Source organism: Chitinophagales bacterium, from assembly GCA_020635995.1.
Lineage (GTDB): Bacteria > Bacteroidota > Bacteroidia > Chitinophagales > UBA8649 > JAFMKE01.
On record JACJYS010000002.1, the window covers coordinates 166,878 to 183,204 of the forward strand.

The following is a 16,327-nucleotide window of genomic DNA, read 5'->3' on the forward strand; positions in this document are numbered from 1 at the left end:
AACAAATCTTTGATTATCAACCATCCCCCAATAACCAATTCCGTTCTCCGCCTGTGGCGGATTCATTGTACGTCATTCGGACGCAACGAAAACTTAGTTGTTAGCTGCTGTTATTTTTTTTCCAATTCAACCAATTTTTCCATTATAGTCTCAAAGAGTTTTTGGGTTATTGAAAATTTAGAAACGTGTGGTTCATACTTTGTCCGAATCAGACTTTCCGTAAATCCGTCTTTATTCGAAGCATTTTCATCATTCAAATTGCGAATACAAGAGTCTATACAATCAATTGCCTTTGCAAATTCCGATTCCCGTGTTTTTCGGTTTTCATATTCTGTCATTATTCTTTGGAATCTGTCAGGATTTGGTATAAAGGAAGAAATTTTTTCTAGTGCTTTTTCTTCTTTCTCCTGCTTTAATTTCATTTCTTCGGGATTGTTGAATTTTGCATCTCCAGCATAAACTTCCACCACATCGTGATAGAGTAGGTATTCAAATACTTTTAGTTTGTCAAGAGGTTCATTTACAAAGTCAATCACTAAATCGGCAATCAGCAGGCAACTCCAGGAATGTTCAGCACTACTTTCTTTTCTATTACCGACATTGAGTCCACGTTCAACTGTTTTGAGTTTTTCTAATTCCGTGAGACTTTTTATTAATTGTTCGATTTTCATAATTGCAGGTAACGTTTTGCATATGGCTTGTAGCGGTTTCGAAGTACTTTCCTGTCCACCGAAACCAAAGCTGGCTACTAAGCGAAAACCTTGCTGATAGCCGTTTACCCGCCATAAACTATATGTGTTGTTAGCTATCGTTTTTTATTATTATTCGTACATCATTTTTGTATGTTTTGTCTTGAAAATCAAGTACAATATTGTTGTTATCAAATTCCTTTTTAAAGTCAGTGATTGTATGCATATCATATATTCCTGAAATCTTCTCATTTTCATTCAACTTAAATCTTATTGGTGGCAAATATTCAGTCATTATTATGCTTGAGTCTTTCCCTATAGTCTTACTTATTGGAAATATGAAAATTGATTTTTCTGTTTCAAAGACATCTGCTTTTTCAAAGTCGTAATCAATCATTTCGCTTATCGATTCTCCATAATATTTGAATCTATTGCTAAATGAAACTTTTGTTGAATTGGAATCAATGTCAGCATCAAATCTTTGAGTTAAAATATATTGATTAATGGCTTTGAAATGCTGAGAAGTTCGTTTGTAGATTTTATAATGTAATGTCATTGGGAACAAATAAAAAACAAGACCATATCCTAATACATTGAATAATATTATCGAGAAAAACACAGAAACAATAAACTTAAAGGATAAGGTCGTAATAGCAAAACCGACAAAAAGAAGGATAGAAGACAGTACCATTTTCCTGTTCTTTTTCAAATTATCAAAAATGTCTGAACTATGAAGTTTTAAATACTCAAAATATGTTTCTGTTCTATAGTTCATTTAATTCTGACTAACGTCAAATATAGCAATTAAAAATCAAATAGTTAGAAATCCCAGTTCTTCATTAGTTAATCCAAATTTAGTGATTTGTTTTTGAATACGCTTCACTTAATCCCCAATAGAACTATCAACCATCCTACAACAACCGATTCCGTTCAACCTACGTTTTTATTGTACGTCCTTCGGACGCAACGAAAAGTTAGTCGTTGTGTACAGTTTTTTTGTTTTTCATTTTCCCCCAAGCCAATACTTTTACTCCTTTTGAGTAATGAATTCTACCTGGTTTTTCGTTAATTAATTTTTCAAATCTCGGATAATTCAGTTCCAATTTCTGCAAGTTGATTTCATTGATTGGCCATTCCAAATGGTGTATTTCAAATTCGTTAATAGACTTGTCAGTATCTTGGAAAAGTGCGTACCTTTCCGTTAACCATTTGTCTAATTCCGTTTTTTTGGTCAATTCTATTCCAATTTTAAATTCAATATTGAGCTTGTCATTAAATTCTAAATTTTCCGATTGATATTTGTTTTCAGTCCGTTTAATTTCCGAAAATCTATATGGAAGTTCTGAAATCCCTTTTGCTACTTTGCAGGATAAACTTTTCCCTCCTTCTATGCTCAAAAAATAAACTCCTGTTTTATTATTTGACTTAACATAAGTCCGAATATTTATTTCGTCAAAATCTGATATTGGTGGAAAAGAAGGCAAGTTTTTCGGTCTAATCTTTTCCATTGTAAAAGCGACAACTGAAATCCAAGGTTTGCCGTCAAAAAGGTCAATTTCTAATTCTTTAGGAACGAATTTTTTCAATTCGGTCAAGTCAACTTGATAATGAAGAAATATTACATTATTCCACTCTTGATAAAATTTCCAACTGTCAGTCGGAATTTTCCAAGGTCTGTGATTTGTGGTATTTAATATCTCTCTAATTTTCATTTCGCAAATTGGCTACAACGTTTTGCATATGGCTTGTAGCGGTTTCGAAGTACTTTCCTGTCCACCGAAACCAAAGCTGGCTACTAAGCGAAAACCTTGCTGATAGCCGTTTACCCGCCATAAACTATATGTGTTGTTAGCTATCGTTTTTTATTATTATTCGTACATCATTTTTGTATGTTTTGTCTTGAAAATCAAGTACAATATTGTTGTTATCAAATTCCTTTTTAAAGTCAGTGATTGTATGCATATCATATATTCCTGAAATCTTCTCATTTTCATTCAACTTAAATCTTATTGGTGGCAAATATTCAGTCATTATTATGCTTGAGTCTTTCCCTATAGTCTTACTTATTGGAAATATGAAAATTGATTTTTCTGTTTCAAAGACATCTGCTTTTTCAAAGTCGTAATCAATCATTTCGCTTATCGATTCTCCATAATATTTGAATCTATTGCTAAATGAAACTTTTGTTGAATTGGAATCAATGTCAGCATCAAATCTTTGAGTTAAAATATATTGATTAATGGCTTTGAAATGCTGAGAAGTTCGTTTGTAGATTTTATAATGTAATGTCATTGGGAACAAATAAAAAACAAGACCATATCCTAATACATTGAATAATATTATCGAGAAAAACACAGAAACAATAAACTTAAAGGATAAGGTCGTAATAGCAAAACCGACAAAAAGAAGGATAGAAGACAGTACCATTTTCCTGTTCTTTTTCAAATTATCAAAAATGTCTGAACTATGAAGTTTTAAATACTCAAAATATGTTTCTGTTCTATAGTTCATTTAATTCTGACTAACGTCAAATATAGCAATTAAAAATCAAATAGTTAGAAATCCCAGTTCTTCATTAGTTAATCCAAATTTAGTGATTTGTTTTTGAATACGCTTCACTTAATCCCCAATAGAACTATCAACCATCCTACAACAACCGATTCCGTTCAACCTACGTTTTTATTGTACGTCCTTCGGACGCAACGAAAAGTTAGTCGTTGTGTACAGTTTTTTTTTCGAATTCGCTTTTCAGTTTCTTTAATTTCTTAATTATTACATCACGATTTTTACTTAACTTAACCCACTGAGGTAAATTTGTTATCATAGAATATTTATGCCTGCCATCATCTTCTCTAAGTTTGGCTCCAACATATTCTTTTAAATAATCTAGGTGGTCGATATTATACAGCCAAAGTATATTGTCTTTTATGGTTGTTTGAAGCCAAAGGTCGAATCCAAAATAAGGGTCAGTTGGTTTGTCATTTCTGTAGCGATACCATTGAATCTCATATTCTCGTGTAGCTTTACATGTGTCACATGTAATTTCTGAAGTTTCATATGGTTCTTGTGTCGGCTGTGTTGAGTGAAATATTGCACTTCCGCAATTTCCGCATGCTCGGTTAATAAACCCCTGAACATAGCCTGACCAACTTTTCTCGTCTGCTTCTTGAAATCCACAATGACTACAATGGCAAACAGATCTATGTCCCCGTGGAAAAGGTATCGTGTACTTGGGTAGTTCAGTCTTTACCAATGCAGGTTCAGAGCATTTTGGACATTTAATCCAAATATCTTCACTAAAATACACTGTCGGATATGCAGGTTTATTAAATCTCATTTTCTAATTGTACACAACAATTGCATAAACGAACATTTATACCAAATATACTTCGTTTGTACGGAGTGCAAGATATATTATTTATTTCTTATTTTCAAATTTATTGGCTAAGAAACTTATTGGTGTAACAGCTGCTGTTATTTTATATCTGACTAAAATCATTTTCGCCAGCTATGGCTTCTTGAATATTTATAACATGATCGCCTATAAGCTCAAAACGGTTTACAAAATCAATATAAAGCACGCCCACTTTTGGCGTATAAATGCTTTTTTCTAATCTTTCAAAATGATGTGTAAAAATTTCTTTTCTCTTTCTGTTTATTTCTTTTTCTAAATTATTAGCTTCGTTAAGTGGTACATCTTTACCATTGCTAACTATGTTTTTATGCATTAATGAAATGGCTTTATTGGTAAGTAAAACCAAATCTTTTAGCTCATCTTTAGCATTGTCGGGTAGCTGTACAGATTCGCGTTTTAACCTTTCGTAGTTTTTGCATAGTTCATACATAATATCGCCTATGCGTTCTAACTCATTAGATATAGTTAATATTTGGCGAATTTCTTTTGCCGTTTCTATATTCAATTCTTCTTCTGCCACTTTAGATAAAAATTGCGATAGCTCTTCGTCTAATTTATCTGTTAATTCTTCTCTCTTTTTAATTTTTTCTATCAGCTTAAAATCATCTTTTTGCTTTTCGTAAAACAAAGAATAGACATTGCCCGACATTTTTTCTATCAATTTACCAAAATTATTCAGTTCGTTTTTTGCATTAGCAACAGATAATGTAGGCATAGCCATAATACCCGAGCCTATGTATGTTAAATGAAATTCTTCGTCTTCATCTTTTACGGTAGGTACCATTTTTATTACCATTTTGGCTAAAATATTTATAAACCACATTAAAATAATAACATTTATTAAATTAAAGGTTGTGTGAAATATAGCCATTCCAATACTGTAATTATCTTTTCCTGCAAAATTGGCTAACGACTGAAAGAAATCTGAATTTAAAAATGAGGCTATAAAATGAGTGTAAGGCTTAAAAATTATAAGCATCCATACTACTCCAATTATATTAAACAAAAAGTGAAAACGGGCGGCTCTTTTAGCGTGTACATTGGCTATGGCTGCCGCAATATTTGCCGTAACAGTTGTTCCTATATTTTCTCCTAAAACCATGGCACAGGCTAATTCAAAAGGAATCCATCCTTGTATTAAAAGTGTTAATGTAATGGCTGAAGCGGCACTACTTGACTGCACTATTAAGGTCATAATCGTACCCAAAAGCACAAACAAAAGAATAGAAGCATAAGGAAACGACAAACTGGTAAAACTCTTAACAAAAGAAAGAATTTCCGGATTGCTGTTTATATCCGGCACTGAATTTTTTAAAAAGTCTAAGCCAATAAACAATATGCCAAAACCCAATAAAAACTCTGCAAAATGCTTAGTTTTTTCTTTTTTAGAAAACAAAAACGGAAAAGAAATACCTATTAATGCGATGGCTACAGCCGTGATATTAAACTTGCCCAATACGGCAATAATCCAGAGCGTAACGGTAGTACCTATGTTAGCTCCCATTATTACACCTATAGACTCGGTTAAAGTAAGTAAACCTGCATTAACAAAGCTAACTACCATAACGGTGGTAGCAGATGAAGATTGAATTAAAGCCGTAATTAAAAAACCTGTAAAAATGCCTAAATATCTGTTTTTAGTCATTCCTTTCAGTATGTTTCTTAATTTATCTCCGGCAGCATTTTGTATGCCTTCGCTCATTAGTTTCATTCCGTAGAGGAATACGCCAAGTGAGCCTAAAATTTGTAATATTTGATAAACTACAGCCATTTATTTGTCAATATAAAAAAACAGCTCAAAATTATGACTATTTCCACGACATTTTTTTAATAGCACTATTTTTAAGATAAGAAACTTAAATCTTCCCATTTCATTTCAAAATTTTCAGTAATGATGATGGTCTTGTTATTTATCAATAAAAGATAGTAAGACATTCAAGATATTATTCATAAATTTGATGTCCACTTGGAAAATTTAATTCAATATATTGCAATAAACATGCTTGAAGGCATAGGTGCTGTTCAAGCTAAAAATTTAATTTCGTACTGCGGTGGCGTAGAAGCTGTTTTTAAACAAAAGAAAAGTCAACTGCTAAAAATACCCGGCATAGGCCCTATAACTGCCGATAATATTTTAAAAGGTACTTGTTTTAAACAAGCAGAAGAAGAAATTGAGTTTACCGAAAAAAACAATATAGAGACATTGCCCTATACTTCTTCAAAATATCCTAAAAGATTAACACATTGTACAGATAGTCCTTTGCTACTTTATAAAAAAGGAAGTGCTAATTTGAATTATGCCAAAACTATTTCAATAGTAGGCACCAGAAAAGCTACCAAATACGGCAAAGATTTTATTATACAACTTTGCGAAGATTTAAAAAACAATGAGATACAAATAATTAGTGGTTTGGCTTTAGGCATAGACGGGCAGGCACATAAAAGTGCATTAGATAATAAGCTAAGCACTGTGGCTGTTTTAGGTCATTCGTTAAATACTATTTATCCTTCTTTACATAAAAATTTAGCCGAAGATATTGTTAAAAATAACGGAGCATTATTGAGCGAATATCCCTCATTTGAGCCTATGCATCCTTCTAATTTTCCTATGAGAAACAGAATAGTGGCAGGTATGAGCGATGCGGTAATAGTAGTAGAAAGTGCGGTAAAAGGCGGTGCTATTATCACGGCAAATATTGCCAACTCATACAACAGAGATGTTTTTGCTTTGCCTGGAAGATACAAGGATAAATACTCAGCTGGATGCAATTTTTTAATAAAAACTAATAAATCGCATCTAATAGAAAATGCTAATGACTTACTCAATATAATGGGCTGGCAAACAAATGTGAAAAAGCCAAAGCAAATTCAACGGCAACTTGCCATAGATTTATCAGAAGATGAGCAAAAAGTGATAGCCACGCTTAAAGATACGGATGGCTTAGAAGTAGATTTACTTATGGTAAAAACAAACATAAATGGTAGTATGTTAGCAGCAATTTTATTGGAATTAGAATTAAAAGGAATTATTTACTCACTTCCCGGAAACCGATATATTTTAAGTTAAACACTATGAACATTAAGTTTTTTTCTTTAAAACATTTAGTTTATTTAAGAACCATAATTTGGCAGTTTTATAAAGATAAACTTTACTATGTTATAGCGGCTTCTTTCATTTTTGCTACCGCCATTTATATTTTAAACCACTTTTTTTATCCTTCCGATTTTTGGAATCAATTTGCAACAGAAAAACATATTGAAATTTGGTTTTGCGAATTTACGGATATGAAAAAACTGGTGCGACAACCCATAAACACCTTTACCAACTTATGGTATATTGTTAATGCAATTTTCTTTTTTAGCAAAGGAATTTCTGATAGCAGAAAACCCTATGCCTTTAATTTAATTACAGCCAATCCTTTTTATAGCTATGTGGCAGGTTTTGCGGCTTTATATACTTTTATAGGAAGCACTTTTTTTCATAGTTCCTTAATAGAAGTGGCTTCCGATATTGATTTTTCGGCAGTATATAGTGTTTCTTTATTTCCGCTAATGTATTATACGCATAGGTTTATTTTGCTAAAACTTAAAAAACCAACTAACGTAAAACACCCTGTAGAAACAACGATATTAGTTGCTATTTTTACCACAATATATCTCCTTCTCACGTTTGTTATTCCTATGACTTATACGCATGAAATAGTGCTAACATTTATAGCATTAACGGTAATATTGGGTTTTATCTTAGAAAAAGCTGAACCCCGAAAAACTAACAAAGCTTATCTTTTGGCGGTAAGTATTTTTATAACCGCTGCTATTATTTTCTTTAAAATGGATATAGAAAAAATAGGCTGTGTACCAGAATCTATTATACAACCGCACAGTTTATGGCATATTTGTAATGCTATGGCTATTTTTTATTTTTATTTATACATACGAAGTGAAAATTATATTCCTGAAAAAGACGAAAAATTACTACCTTTCAGAGAGCAATTTTTAGATTAAGCCTATGCCTGTTTCTGATATTTTAATAGCTGTTATTATGATACTAATAATGTTTAGTATTGGCTTAGCTATGAAACCTAAAAACTTAAAAGCTATTTTTGAAGAAAGAAAATCTTTATTGATAGGACTTTTTTTTCAAATAGTTTTTTTGCCTGTTTTTACTTTTCTTTTGCTTTCGTTTAGTAATTTACCTCCTGTTTTTAAAGCCGGATTTTTTATTGTAGCCATTTGCCCCGGTGGTACTATGTCTAATTTTATAACTTACCTGCTTAAAGGCGATATTGCCTTATCTTTTTTGCTTACTACCGTTAATACCATTATTATTTTATTTACCGTTCCTTTTTTAACGCAGTTTGCCGTTTCGCACTATATGGAACATAATCTTTTTCAAAACATAGATTTATCTATGTACATTTTAAAAGTTATTTTAGGACTTTTAATTCCGGTGTTTATTGGTTTTATTTTTAAGTATTCTTTCCCCAGAGTTTCATTTAAAATACAGCAACCGCTAAAAATCATCAATAGCGTTTTATTAGCTTTGGTTTTTACTTTAAAAATTTTTGGTAGCGAAAAATCCGGAGGAAGTGGTATTTCTTTTAATGAAATTTTAATGCTTTTACCTTTAGCATTAATTATTCATTTGGGTGCTATTTTAATTAGTTATTTTTTAAGTTTAAAACTGAATATTAAAAACATAAAAGCAAGTACTATTGGTATAGAAGTAGGGCTACAAAACACTACTTTGGCTTTGCTGATAACCAGTACTATTTTGCACAATAACGATATGAGTAAACCGGCCATAGTATTTGCTATGTTCACTTTTTTTACTACACTAATTTTTGGCTATTTGAGCCTTAATTTTAAGAGATAATAAATCTACCTTTTTGTTAAGGTAGATATTTCACTTCGCCTGCTTGCCGCAGGCAGGTTTAATATGACGAAACTGTACGGTACTCGTGGCACGACTTGGAGTCGTGCCACGAGTAAACGAGTAAAAACTTACCCTGAAAGGGTAAGAAATAGTTTAGACTATCTTGCATTAACAATTGATATTACTTTTTAAAAACTATTGGTTTGTCCCAATTTAGATAAAACATTGGGTGAAAAATAACTTGCCCTTTTGTGTTTACTTCCATTGCCGGCATAGGAACTTTAAGTATATTTAAAACCGTTAGCAGTGTTTTCCAACCTTGCTTTTTGGCTGGTAGCTGCTCAAAATCCAAATCTAAAGACAAAAAGAATCTCCTGTATTGAGGAATATCGTATCGGGTAATAATATTGCCGTCTTTATCTTCCCATTTATTTTCAAAACCGCCAAACATATCGCCTCCCATATAACCTACCGATATAGCTAACCACTTAGCTCGCGGATGCGGATTTTTCATAAATGTACTTGGCGTTACCGATACCCAAATAGCTAAGCTATTATAGTCTTTAATTAATCTTTCTATGCTTCCACTTCCATATAAATCTGTGGCACGCTGGTCTAATTGAGCATCGGCATAAGTTACTTTATGAAAAGAATATTTAGTGCGTATTCTTTGCTCTTGCCAAAGCAAATTTTGCGTAAGTGCTAAGCCACTTCCTAAGGCATTAAACCCAATATCGCTCCACGAAGCACCCCATTTATCGGAAAAACCATCAAAAATTTCTATAGAAGACTGAAACGTAAAACCTGCCAAAGCCCCGTATATAGATGCTTTAGTATTATTAACGCCACTCCAACGTAGCATTTTAGTCATAAAAACAGTTTCAAAATAAGCGGTGTGCATGTGCCCAAGTTTATCTACTTGCTTCCATTCTTTAGCATCATTAAAAAAGTGAAATTTACTACGTGGAGCATCGCTATACCATATATAGTTTAAGCCCGTCATAGTACCGGCATAAGCCAAAGTTAAACCCGTAGATAACCCAATTATTCTCGCTTTATTTAAAGAATCGGCAGGCTGAAAAAACTTTAATTTTTGTTGATTTTGAGCCAATAGTGATGCGGCACAACAAAGTGCTAACATCAATATTATTATTTTTTTACTCTTAATTTCCAAGCTAAATTTTCTATGAAAGTAATACTTTTTTAGTTTCTGAAAGTATTTCTTCTACCATTTCTGGCGTTTCTGCCTCGGCATATACTCTTAATACCGGTTCAGTGCCCGATGGACGTATCATTACATTTCTATCATTTCCTAAATGATATTTAAAGCCGTCTATATCTTCCACTTCTTCAATATTGAACTTTCCAAAAGCAGTATATTTTTTGTTTTTGCAATTTTGTATTATCTCCTGCTTTTTTTCTTCTGCTAAATGCAAATCATTTCTGTTGTACGAAAATTCGCCCACCACTTCATACACTTCATTAATCAATTCTTCTAAAGATTTTCCCGATTTAGCCATGTGTTCTAAAATAACTAAACCGTCCCATATTCCATCTCTTTCTGGAATATGTCCTTTTACAGCTATACCACCACTTTCTTCTCCACCTACCAGCACATCTTCTTTTACCATTATTTCGGCTATGTGTTTAAACCCAATAGGCGTTACCTGCACATCTATACCATAAGCCTTGCACATTTTCTTTATTTTAGGCGATACCGAAAAAGCAATAACAACTTTTCCTGTCATTTTTTTATACTTGTGCAAAATATGAATAAGCAATAAAATAATATGATGTGCATCTATAAAATGACCTTCTTTGTTGTACAAACCAATTCTATCGGCATCTCCGTCATTAGCCAAGCCAATATCTAAAGTATTATCATTAGCAATAAGTGCCGAAAATTCTAACAAATTTTTATGTATTGGCTCGGGAGCTTGCCCTTTAAAACTTGGATTATAATCGCAGTGCAATGTTTTAGCATTGGGCAATAAGCGTGGCAAAATACGCTGACCAGCACCGTACATAGCATCGTAAGCCAAGGTAAATTTTGAGTTTCTAATTACGTCCATTTCAAAGTTTGCTACAACATGATTGTAATACATATCTTCAAAATTATGTATTTCCAACATACCGTTTTTTTCAAGTTCTGTAAAACAAAATTCCTCCCGAGTTACGACATTATTAGGTATTTTATCTTCTACTTCCTGTATTTCTTTAGGAATTGTTGGCCCGCCAAAAGTTGATTTCAATTTATATCCATTATAGCTGGGCGGATTATGGCTTGCCGTTAAAATAACACCGGCCGTAGCGTTTAGCTTGTGGGTAGCCAAAGAAATCATAGGTGTAGAAACAAAGTTTTTATCAAAATGAACTTTCACATTGTTTTTAGCCATAATATCAATAACTGCTTCGGCAAACATATACCCACCAAAACGGCAATCGTAGCCTAAAACTAATGAAGGCTTTTGAGATTTTGATTTAAGCCACTCTGCTGTAGCTTGAGCCACTCTACAAACATTTTCTACGGTATATGTATCGGCTATTATAGCTCTCCAGCCATCTGTTCCAAATTTTATTTTTAGCATCTTCCTTTCTATTTTTTTTGCAAATTTACTATTGTTAAGTTTATTCTAAAAATAATAACTATAGATAGCTTGGTTTATTCCTTTCTCAGTGATATGCGAATACATGTAATAACTATAACAATCCAAATTATTGAAGATTGTACAAATTATAACAGGTATAACTTTATTGGAATAGATTTTGTATATTTAATATTGAATCAAAAACAAAAAACATGATGAATTTTATTTTATGGGCGTTATTTGGCTTGGTAGCCGGAATTATTGCCCGATTTTTAATGCCGGGAAAAGACCCTATGGGTTGGATTATGACTATACTTTTAGGTGTAGCAGGTTCATTTGTGGGTGGCTTTATCGGACAAGTTATACCTTTTTTAAAAAGTACTCCTGGCTCTAATTTTTTTATGGCAATAATAGGAGCTATTTTAATTCTTATAGTTTACCGTTTTGTAAGTAAAAAAATGTAAAAAAATACATCAACTTATTTTGTAAACGCTCACTTTTTAGTGAGCGTTTTTGTTTTTAATAGCTACTCTTTTTTCCCTATTTTTGTAACACCAATGCAATCTAAACTGCAAAATAGTATAGAATATCTTAAAGGCGTGGGACCTAAGCGAGCCGAACTGTTGCAAAAAGAATTAAACATTTTTACTTGGGAAGATTTGTTGCATCACTATCCGTTTCGTTATGTAGATAAATCTAAATTTTATGAAATTTCTGCTATAAACAATGACACACAGTACATTCAAATAAGCGGAAAACTTACAGAACTTTATACCAAAGGTGGCGGTAAAAAAATAAGATTGCACGGCACTTTTGAAGACAACACCGGCACAATAGACTTAGTGTGGTTTAGCAAGATAGATTGGATACAAAAATCATTAAAAGTAGGAGCAGAATATGTGGTGTATGGCAAACCCAAAAAATATGGCAGAAGCTACAATATTTCTCACCCCGAAATAAAAACAAGTGGCGAAATACAGCAACAAACTAATGTTTTAGATCCTATTTATAACACCACAGAAAAACTCAAAAAATTTAGTTTAGACAGTAAGGGTATTCAAAAAATAATGAAGAATTTAGTAGAGCAACTTACCCCTGCCGATATTACAGAAACACTGCCTTTTAGCGTTATAGATGCGTACAAATTAATTAGTAGATTTCAGGCACATAAAAACATTCATTTTCCTAAAGATGAGAATGTTTTAGGTAAGGCTGAGTTTAGAATTAAGCTGGAAGAACTGCTTTATATTCAATTGCGAATGTTAAAGAAAAAAATTCATAACAACATACAAAGCAAAGGTTATGTTTTTGAAACTGTAGGCGAAAATTTTAATACTTTTTACGAAAAATATCTCCCTTTTCAGCTTACCAAAGCCCAGCAACGTGTGCTTAAAGAAATAAGAAAAGATACTTTAAATGGCAAACAAATGAACCGTTTATTGCAGGGTGATGTGGGTAGCGGAAAAACCATAGTATCGCTCTTGTGTATGCTTATAGCTATAGATAATAATTTTCAGGCATGTATGATGGCTCCTACAGAAATATTGGCACAGCAACATTACGATGGCATAAAAGAGCTACTGCAAGATATGCATATAAATGTAGCTTTGCTTACGGGTTCTGTTACCGGCAAAACAAGAGAGCAACTGCTTACGGCACTGCAATATGGCGAAATTCATATTTTAATAGGCACGCATGCCGTATTAGAAGACCCTGTGGTGTTTAAAAATTTAGGCTTGGCTATAGTAGATGAGCAACATCGTTTTGGCGTGGCTCAGCGTGCAAAACTTTGGAAAAAAAACACCCTACATCCCCATAATTTGGTAATGACCGCCACGCCCATTCCACGTACTTTAGCTATGACGGTTTATGGCGATTTAGATGTATCTGTTATAGATGAATTGCCTCCGGGAAGAAAGCCTATTAAAACCTTGCACAAATACGAAACACATAGGGTAGATATTATGAATTTTGTAGAGCAGGAAATTAAAAAAGGTCGGCAGATTTACATTGTTTTTCCTCTTATTGAAGAATCTGAAGCTTTAGATTATAACCATTTAGAATACGGCTATGAAAGTTTGCGACAGCAGTATCCGCAGTATGCTATTAGTATGGTGCACGGCAGAATGAAACCTGCTGATAAAGATTTTGAAATGCAGCGTTTTGTAGAAGGAAAAACGCAAATAATGGTGGCAACAACCGTAATAGAAGTGGGCGTAAATGTGCCTAATGCCAGCGTAATGATAATAGAAAGTGCAGAGCGTTTTGGTTTAAGTCAGTTGCATCAACTTAGAGGGCGTGTAGGGCGTGGAGCCGACCAATCGTATTGTATTTTGCTTACAGGATTTAAGCTAAGCCAAGAAAGTAGAAAAAGAATGCAAATAATGACAGAGACCAACGATGGTTTTAGAATAGCCGAAGAAGATTTGAAACTAAGAGGCCCGGGAGATTTAGAAGGAACGCAACAAAGTGGCATAGTAGATTTAAGGCTGGCAAGTATTACAAAAGATAGTAAAATTTTAGGTTTAGCAAGAGAAATTGCTTTGCATATATTAAATGATGATCCGTTTTTAGATAAGCATGAAAACAACTCGTTAAAAGAGCAACTTCAGAAAGTTTATAAAAACAGAAAATGGGGAAAAATAGCATAAAAACACAATAATGAAAATAGGAATAATTAAAGAAACCAAAACACCACCGGATAGCAGAGTGTGTTTGCCACCAAAGCATTGCAAACAAATATTAAATAGCTATAGCAATATTGAAATTGTAGTGCAAGCATCGGAAAGTAGATGTTTTACTAATGAAGAATACAAGCAGGCAGGCATTTCTTTGCAAGAAGATTTATCGGATTGCGATATTTTACTTGGCGTAAAAGAAGTAAAAATTCCTACATTAATAGCCGATAAAACCTATTTTTTCTTTTCGCATACTATTAAAAAACAACCGTATAATAAAGATTTGTTAAGAAATGTTTTGGCTAAAAAAATTCAGCTGGTAGATTATGAAACGCTTACCAATGCTGAAGGAAAACGCGTAATAGCTTTTGGGCGTTGGGCGGGCATAGTGGGGGCACATAATGGCATATTAACTTGGGGAAAACGCACTAAAAAATTTAATTTAAAACCCATGAATCAATGTTTTGATTTTAATGAAGCTAAATCTTATTATGCCGATTTGAATTTAGATGGATTAAAAATTGTGTTAACAGGAACAGGCAGAGTTTCTCACGGAGCAGCGGAAGTATTAGATGAAATGAACATAAAAAAACTAAATGCTGAAGATTTTTTAAATTATAAAGGAAATGAAGCCGTTTACACCATGCTACCAACAGAATTAATGTTTGCAAAAGATGCAGACGGAACTTTTGATAATGATTTTTATAAAAATCCCACCAATTATCATGCTACGATGCGGCCGTATTTACAAAAAGGAAATTTACTTATTAATGGAATTTATTGGGACAATAAAGCACCGGCATTATTTACTTTAGATGAAATGAAAAACCCAAATTTTGGTATAAAAGTTATAGCCGATATTACTTGCGATATTGCTCCCGTGGCTTCCATTCCTTCTACAATAAAAGCAAGCACTATAGCCAATCCTATTTTTGGTTTTGATGTAACGACACACCAAGAAACCGAACCTCACAAAGAAGATGTAGTAGATATGATGACCGTAGATAATTTGCCAAACGAACTACCAAGAGATGCCAGTGAAGACTTTGGCAATCAATTTATTGAGCACGTTTTACCGGAATTATTTAACAATAAAACGGATATGATTTACCGAGCAAGCATTACTACAAAGAAAGGCACACTAAATAAACCTTATTTGTATTTAGAGGATTATGTAGCTTAGTATTATTATTAGTTTAAATATTGCGTAACGTCATTGTGGCAATCTTGCCCAAAAACAAATTCATTTACAGAACCACTCATAGTGCCACCTTGCGTAGCATACATAACACACGAAGCATTGGAGCAGTGTTTTCCCGTATTGCTCAAATGATTGCTTACCATAGTTATCCCTGCATCTACCAGTCCAATGGCATGCCCTATCTCGTGCGTTAATATTTTTTGTTCTATATGCTTTCTTTCGGTAGCATTAGTTATGTTGTTGATGGCTGGCTTAAACATTGCTACTGTATTTGATCCCATATGTAATCCAATTACTTGATTAGGTACTTGCCCCCCTGTGTAATCATAATAACCATTAACAAATATCACATACAAAGTATTTTGGCTTGCAGTGCTTGTAGTTGGTTTATATTGTTTGGCTAAATTTATTAACTCACTTTTATTAAAACTTTGTTTGTTTTGAGCAGGTAAAACTTCCATTTCACTTAAACTCTTGTCAATAATTACACTGATAGGTCTATTTCTATCGGCAAATAACTGAGTTAAATTGTTTTGTGTAAACTCAAAATTATCACCATTATAAAATCCCGAATTAGTAAACGGCTCAAAACCATCTTCATAAGCTACATCTATTCTTAGCGAAGTACTTTCTGAATAAAAATAATCTAAAGTTTCATAATCTGTAGTTGGCTCGTTGGTGTCATCACCTTTACTACATGAAACAAGTGTAATAACCGGGAGAATAATTAAAAGTAATTTCTTCATAATTCAATAATTTTTTAAACTGATAAATACCGTTGTTTACAACAAACATACTGTAATTGACTCAAAATACGAACAATAAAAATGCCATTTTTTAGCTGTCTTTTTATATAAATTTAAGATTTATACCTATTTTT

At 32.9% G+C, this 16,327-nt stretch carries 15 protein-coding genes; 6 read left to right on the forward strand and 9 right to left on the reverse strand.

Features of this window, described 5'->3' with window-relative positions:
• Window positions 1–110 precede the first annotated feature (110 nt).
• The 6 genes from H6578_04825 to H6578_04850 all read right to left on the reverse strand — a co-directional run bounded on the left by H6578_04825 (window position 111) and on the right by H6578_04850 (window position 5,875).
• A complete protein-coding gene (locus H6578_04825) occupies window positions 111–671 on the reverse strand; it encodes an HD domain-containing protein (GenBank protein ID MCB9226472.1) in 561 nt (186 codons plus the stop codon).
• Window positions 672–801: 130 nt separating this feature from the next.
• Window positions 802–1,464, reverse strand: a complete 663-nt coding sequence (locus H6578_04830; protein MCB9226473.1) for a hypothetical protein — start codon at window positions 1,462–1,464, stop codon at window positions 802–804.
• 199 nt (window positions 1,465–1,663) lie between these two features.
• Window positions 1,664–2,401, reverse strand: coding sequence for a DUF2071 domain-containing protein (locus H6578_04835; GenBank protein ID MCB9226474.1), 738 nt, complete (start codon window positions 2,399–2,401; stop codon window positions 1,664–1,666).
• Between the two features lie 136 nt (window positions 2,402–2,537).
• A complete protein-coding gene (locus H6578_04840) occupies window positions 2,538–3,200 on the reverse strand; it encodes a hypothetical protein (protein MCB9226475.1) in 663 nt (220 codons plus the stop codon).
• A gap of 199 nt (window positions 3,201–3,399) precedes the next feature.
• The gene (locus tag H6578_04845) at window positions 3,400–4,026 is read right to left on the reverse strand and encodes a hypothetical protein (GenBank protein MCB9226476.1); all 627 of its coding nucleotides are present in this window, start codon (window positions 4,024–4,026) and stop codon (window positions 3,400–3,402) included.
• Between the two features lie 142 nt (window positions 4,027–4,168).
• Window positions 4,169–5,875, reverse strand: coding sequence for a Na/Pi cotransporter family protein (locus tag H6578_04850; protein ID MCB9226477.1), 1,707 nt, complete (start codon window positions 5,873–5,875; stop codon window positions 4,169–4,171).
• A 228-nt stretch (window positions 5,876–6,103) separates the two neighbouring features.
• Between H6578_04850 and dprA the strand changes: the two genes are divergently transcribed.
• From dprA to H6578_04865, 3 genes are read left to right on the forward strand one after another with little or no spacing between them, the layout of a single operon-like run.
• On the forward strand, window positions 6,104–7,171 hold the full coding sequence (dprA, locus tag H6578_04855; protein MCB9226478.1) for a DNA-protecting protein DprA: 1,068 nt from the start codon (window positions 6,104–6,106) through the stop codon (window positions 7,169–7,171).
• A 5-nt stretch (window positions 7,172–7,176) separates the two neighbouring features.
• Complete coding sequence (locus H6578_04860; GenBank protein MCB9226479.1) at window positions 7,177–8,109, forward strand: ceramidase domain-containing protein; 933 nt, start codon at window positions 7,177–7,179, stop codon at window positions 8,107–8,109.
• Window positions 8,110–8,113: 4 nt separating this feature from the next.
• A complete protein-coding gene (locus H6578_04865) occupies window positions 8,114–8,980 on the forward strand; it encodes a bile acid:sodium symporter (protein ID MCB9226480.1) in 867 nt (288 codons plus the stop codon).
• 181 nt (window positions 8,981–9,161) lie between these two features.
• On the opposite strand, the gene H6578_04870 is transcribed toward H6578_04865, so the two are convergent.
• Together H6578_04870 and H6578_04875 are read right to left on the reverse strand one after the other, a co-directional pair.
• Window positions 9,162–10,121 (reverse strand): DUF2279 domain-containing protein, encoded by a 960-nt coding sequence (locus H6578_04870; protein ID MCB9226481.1) that lies wholly within the window; start codon window positions 10,119–10,121, stop codon window positions 9,162–9,164.
• 43 nt (window positions 10,122–10,164) lie between these two features.
• Window positions 10,165–11,568 carry a phosphoglucomutase/phosphomannomutase family protein gene (locus H6578_04875; protein ID MCB9226482.1) on the reverse strand — a complete coding sequence of 468 codons (1,404 nt, stop codon included), beginning with the start codon at window positions 11,566–11,568 and terminating at the stop codon, window positions 10,165–10,167.
• Between the two features lie 215 nt (window positions 11,569–11,783).
• Between H6578_04875 and H6578_04880 the strand changes: the two genes are divergently transcribed.
• From H6578_04880 to H6578_04890, 3 genes are all read left to right on the forward strand, one after another.
• Window positions 11,784–12,032 carry a GlsB/YeaQ/YmgE family stress response membrane protein gene (locus H6578_04880; GenBank protein ID MCB9226483.1) on the forward strand — a complete coding sequence of 83 codons (249 nt, stop codon included), beginning with the start codon at window positions 11,784–11,786 and terminating at the stop codon, window positions 12,030–12,032.
• 93 nt (window positions 12,033–12,125) lie between these two features.
• On the forward strand, window positions 12,126–14,219 hold the full coding sequence (gene recG, locus H6578_04885) for an ATP-dependent DNA helicase RecG (protein ID MCB9226484.1): 2,094 nt from the start codon (window positions 12,126–12,128) through the stop codon (window positions 14,217–14,219).
• A 10-nt stretch (window positions 14,220–14,229) separates the two neighbouring features.
• Window positions 14,230–15,429 carry an alanine dehydrogenase gene (locus H6578_04890; GenBank protein ID MCB9226485.1) on the forward strand — a complete coding sequence of 400 codons (1,200 nt, stop codon included), beginning with the start codon at window positions 14,230–14,232 and terminating at the stop codon, window positions 15,427–15,429.
• Between the two features lie 8 nt (window positions 15,430–15,437).
• On the opposite strand, the gene H6578_04895 is transcribed toward H6578_04890, so the two are convergent.
• Window positions 15,438–16,193: a hypothetical protein gene (locus H6578_04895; GenBank protein MCB9226486.1), complete on the reverse strand. Its 756-nt coding sequence runs from the start codon at window positions 16,191–16,193 to the stop codon at window positions 15,438–15,440.
• Between the last annotated feature and the right edge of the window lie 134 nt (window positions 16,194–16,327).